The sequence below is a fragment of the Nocardioides sp. genome (assembly GCF_036274455.1).
Taxonomy (GTDB): Bacteria; Actinomycetota; Actinomycetes; order Propionibacteriales; family Nocardioidaceae; genus Nocardioides.
The window spans coordinates 1-4,096 of the sequence record NZ_DASUFR010000110.1; the positions used below are offsets into that span (position 1 = coordinate 1).

Annotated in this window: 3 protein-coding genes; 1 reads left to right on the forward strand and 2 read right to left on the reverse strand. The window is 70.5% G+C overall.

What is annotated here, in order from left to right; translation table 11 throughout:
• Together VFV89_RS10430 and VFV89_RS10435 are read right to left on the reverse strand one after the other, a co-directional pair.
• Positions 1-1,303, reverse strand: a 1,303-nt coding sequence (locus VFV89_RS10430) for a lysine 5,6-aminomutase subunit alpha TIM-barrel domain-containing protein (RefSeq protein ID WP_329705868.1), incomplete at its 3' end; no start/stop codon positions are given.
• On the reverse strand, positions 1,300-2,367 hold the full coding sequence (locus VFV89_RS10435) for an L-erythro-3,5-diaminohexanoate dehydrogenase (protein WP_329705869.1): 1,068 nt from the start codon (positions 2,365-2,367) through the stop codon (positions 1,300-1,302). The genes VFV89_RS10435 and VFV89_RS10430, both read right to left, overlap by 4 nt.
• A 101-nt stretch (positions 2,368-2,468) precedes the next feature.
• Between VFV89_RS10435 and VFV89_RS10440 the strand changes: the two genes are divergently transcribed.
• The gene (locus VFV89_RS10440) at positions 2,469-3,923 is read left to right on the forward strand and encodes a lysine 2,3-aminomutase (protein WP_329705870.1); all 1,455 of its coding nucleotides are present in this window, start codon (positions 2,469-2,471) and stop codon (positions 3,921-3,923) included.
• Positions 3,924-4,096 lie beyond the last annotated feature (173 nt).

Here is a 4,096-nt window from a genome sequence, read left to right on the forward strand (position 1 = left end):
GGGCGATGTCGCGGTCGGAGAGCCACGGGGTCACCACGGCCTCGGTCATCATGCCGACCAGCAGGATGCCCTGGCCGGTCAGCGTGCCGACCAGGTTGAAGAAGCCGTCGAGCAGGTTGCCCCGGAACACGTCGCCGGTCATGTGCTTGGTCGGTGGCATCCACTTCAGCGGCGCGTCCGGGAACAGCTCCCGGACCAGCAGCGCGTGGGCCAGCTCGAGCCGGAACGAGTCGGGCAGGTCCGGGTTGATCTCGAAGGCGTGCCCGAGCCCGAGCTGCGCGTCGGGCAGCCCGGCCTCGTGCGCGAAGAACTCGTTGAGCAGCGGGCTGGTGGTGACCGTGTGCGCCGCCTCGACCGCGTCGGCCGTGGTGAGGTAGTTGTCCTCGCCGGTGTTGATGATGATCCCGGCGCGGGCGTGCACCTGCCGGCTGAACCGCTGGTCGACGAAGGTCCGGATCGGGTTGATGTCGCGGAAGAGGATCCCGTACATCGAGTCGTTGAGCATCATGTCCAGCCGCTCGAGGCCGGCCAGCGTGGCGATCTCCGGCATGCACAGCCCGGAGGCGTAGTTCGTCAGCCGCACGTAGCGGCCGAGCTCGGCGCTCGACTCGTCGAGCGCGGCCCGCATCAGCCGGAAGTTCTCCTGGGTGGCGTAGGTGCCGGCGAACCCCTCGCGGGTGGCGCCCTCGGGCACGTAGTCGAGCAGGCTCTGCCCGGTCGACCGGATCACCGCGATCACGTCGGCTCCCTCGCGAGCCGCCTGCTGGGCCTGCGGGATGTCCTCCATGATGTCGCCGGTCGCGACGATGAGGTAGATCCAGGGTTTGCGCGGGGCGTCGCCGTGCTTCTTGATCATCCGCTCGCGCTCGCGACGGCGGGCGTCGATGCGCTTCAGCCCGGTGCCCACCTGCTTGCGGGCGGCAGCCCGGGCCCGCACCGCGTCGCGGCCGTCGGGGACCCGGAAGGTCACCGAGCCGGCACCTGCCTTCTGCGCGAGGACGGCGAGGTCCTCCGCCTCGTGGCGGACGAGCGCGTCCCACACCGGCAGCGCGACTCCGTGCTCGAGACCGACGTCCGCGCGTACGGCGTCCAGGAGCCGGTTGACCCACGGCACCCCGTCGCTGTCGGCGCCCGCGAGCCCGGCCATGCGCAGGGTGGCCCGCTCGACGCTCATGGTCGTGTGCTTCTTGGCCAGGTCGACGATCGGCCGACCGGCCTTGCGGGCCAGCGACCTCGCCTTGCGGACGGTGACCGGGTCGAGGTCGAGCTTGCCCCGCTGCTTCCTCGGTGCGCGGCCGCTCACGAGTGCGCCTCCAGCCGGCGCTCGAACAGGCTCCGGACGCCCGGCTGGTCGCGGAGCAGCTGCATCGCGTAGTCGGCGTGGCCGGGGACGTAGCCGTTGCCGACCAGCATCGTGACGTCGGCGGCCAGCCCCTCGGCGCCGAGTGCCGCCGCCGAGAACGACGTGGCCATCGAGAAGAAGATGACCGTCCCCCTCGCGGAGGTGGCCAGGATCGCGCCACCCTCACAGCCGGGCACGTCGACGCAGACGACGGTCACCTCGGCGGTCCCGGCGGCGGCGGAGGTGACGGCGTCGCGCAGGGCGATCGGGTCGCGGGCGTCCGCGACCACCACGACGTCAGCCAGTCCGGATTCGCGGAGCAGCTCCGCCTCGGCGTCGGTGGGCACGACTCCGACGGTACGGCGCGCGCCTGCATCCCGCGCGGCGGCCAGGCTGAGCGAACCGGACTTGCCGGCTCCGCCGATGACCGTGACCACGGGTGCGTCGTACCCGGCCACGACGCGCTTGGTGAGCGCCGGGGCGCCGCAGACGTCCATCACGGCCAGGCTGAGGTCCGCGGGCAGGTCGTCGGGGATGCGGGCCGCGATCGAGCGTCCGAAGAGGATCGCGTAGCCGTCGCACGGCACCTGCTCCGAGCGGCCGTCCCAGCGGGCCAGCCCGTCCTCGATGACCAGCGGTGTGAGGGTGAGCGACACCAGCGTGGCGACCCGGTCCCCCACCTCGAGCCCGAGGGTCGACTCCGGACCGACCTCCTCGACGGTCCCGACCAGCATGCCGCCCGACCCGGTCTCGGGGTTCTGCATCTTGCCCCGCTCGGCGACGATCTCCAGCACCGCGCGGCGTACGCCGTCGCCGTCGGTCTCCCCGTCAACCCCCTTCCCCAGGACACTGTGCGCGCGCTCCAGCTGCCGGAACGACGCCGCGTCGAGGTTGAGTCGCTCGACCCGGACCCGGACCTCGTCTGGCCACAGCTCCTGGCGGGTGTTGAGCCGCTGCGCCGCCTGCGGCAGCACCACGCGGTCGTCGAGCACCCGGTGCAGCCCGGTCGGATCGCTGGCGCGCACGAACAACTCCTCAGTAACTTAGGGACTCTGCAGGCATATTGGCAGGATGATTTGCGGCGCGGCTTTGGACAGGCCGCAGATCGTCCACCTACAGTTGCACAGTGACCATTGAAACGTCCATCGGGCTCGAGACCGGTCAGCCCTACCCCTACCAGCGCGTCGAGCTGGTGGAGCCGGACTGGACCCGCTTCCCCGGGTGGAAGGACGTCACCGAGGCCGACTGGCGCTCGGTGCAGTGGCAGCGGGCGCACTGCGTCAAGAACGTCAAGCAGCTCCGCGAGCTCATGGGCGACCTGCTCGACGACCGGTTCTACGCCGACCTCGAGCGCGACCAGGCCGAGCGGGCGACGATGTCGATGCTCGTGCCGCCGCAGATGATGAACACGATGGTCCCCCAGGCGGTGCCCGCCGGCGCCGGCTCCCTGACCGACGCCTTCTATGCCGACCCGGTCCGGCACTACATGATCCCCGTCTTCTCCGACCGGCGTACCGACTGGCCGTCCCACCCGCACGCGACCCGGGACTCGCTGCATGAGCACGACATGTGGGTGGCCGAGGGGCTCACCCACCGCTACCCGACCAAGGTGCTGGCCGAGCTGCTGCCCACGTGCCCGCAGTATTGCGGCCACTGCACCCGCATGGACCTGGTCGGCAACTCGACCGCGGTCATCGACAAGCTCAAGTTCGTCGGCAAGCCCAACGACCGGCTCGGCGACATGCTCGACTACCTGCGCCGTACGCCCGCCGTGCGTGACGTGGTCGTCTCCGGCGGCGACGTGGCGAACATGCCCTGGCCGCGGCTCGAGGCGTTCCTCACCGAGCTGCTCGAGATCGAGAACATTCGGGACATCCGGCTGGCCACCAAGGCGCTGATGGCGCTCCCGCAGCACTGGCTCCAGCCAGACGTCGTCGAGGGCATGGCCCGCATCGGCGCCACCGCCCGCGCCCGTGGCGTGTCAGTCGCGATCCACACCCACGTCAACCATGCCAACTCGGTGACCCCACTGGTCGCCGAGGCGACCCGCGCGATGCTCGATACCGGCATCCGCGACGTGCGCAACCAGGGCGTGATCCTCAACGGGGTCAACGCCGACCCGCACGCGCTGCTCGACCTGTGCTTCCGGCTGCTCGATGGCGCGCAGATCATGCCCTACTACTTCTACATGTGCGACATGATCCCGTTCTCGGAGCACTGGCGGGTCTCGGTCGCCGACGCGCAGCGGCTGCAGCACTCGATCATGGGCTACCTGCCCGGCTTCGCGACGCCGCGGATCGTCTGCGACGTGCCGTTCGTCGGCAAGCGGTGGATCCACCAGCTCTCGTCCTACGACATCGAGCGTGGCATCTCCTACTGGACCAAGAACTACCGCACCTCGATCGAGGCCCAGGACCCCGTGGCGCTCAACCGCACCTATGAGTACTACGACCCGATCCACACCCTGCCCGCCGAGGGCCAGGCGTGGTGGGCCGAGCACGGCTCGCTCGACGAGACCGCGCTCCGGGCGGCCGAGATGGCCGAGGCGTCACGGCGTACGGCGGCACTGCAGGCGTACTGAGCTACCCGTCTCGCGGAATAGCCCGTTCGGGCCGTATCCGGCGGGCCGGGACCTCTCTAGGTTCGCAAGGGACCCTTGGGTGGTGCTCGAGGCCGCCCCCTTTCGCTGGGAGCTCAGCAATGAACCAGAAGTCCCTCGTCCGACGTCTCGTCGGCATCGCCGGTGCGGGTGCC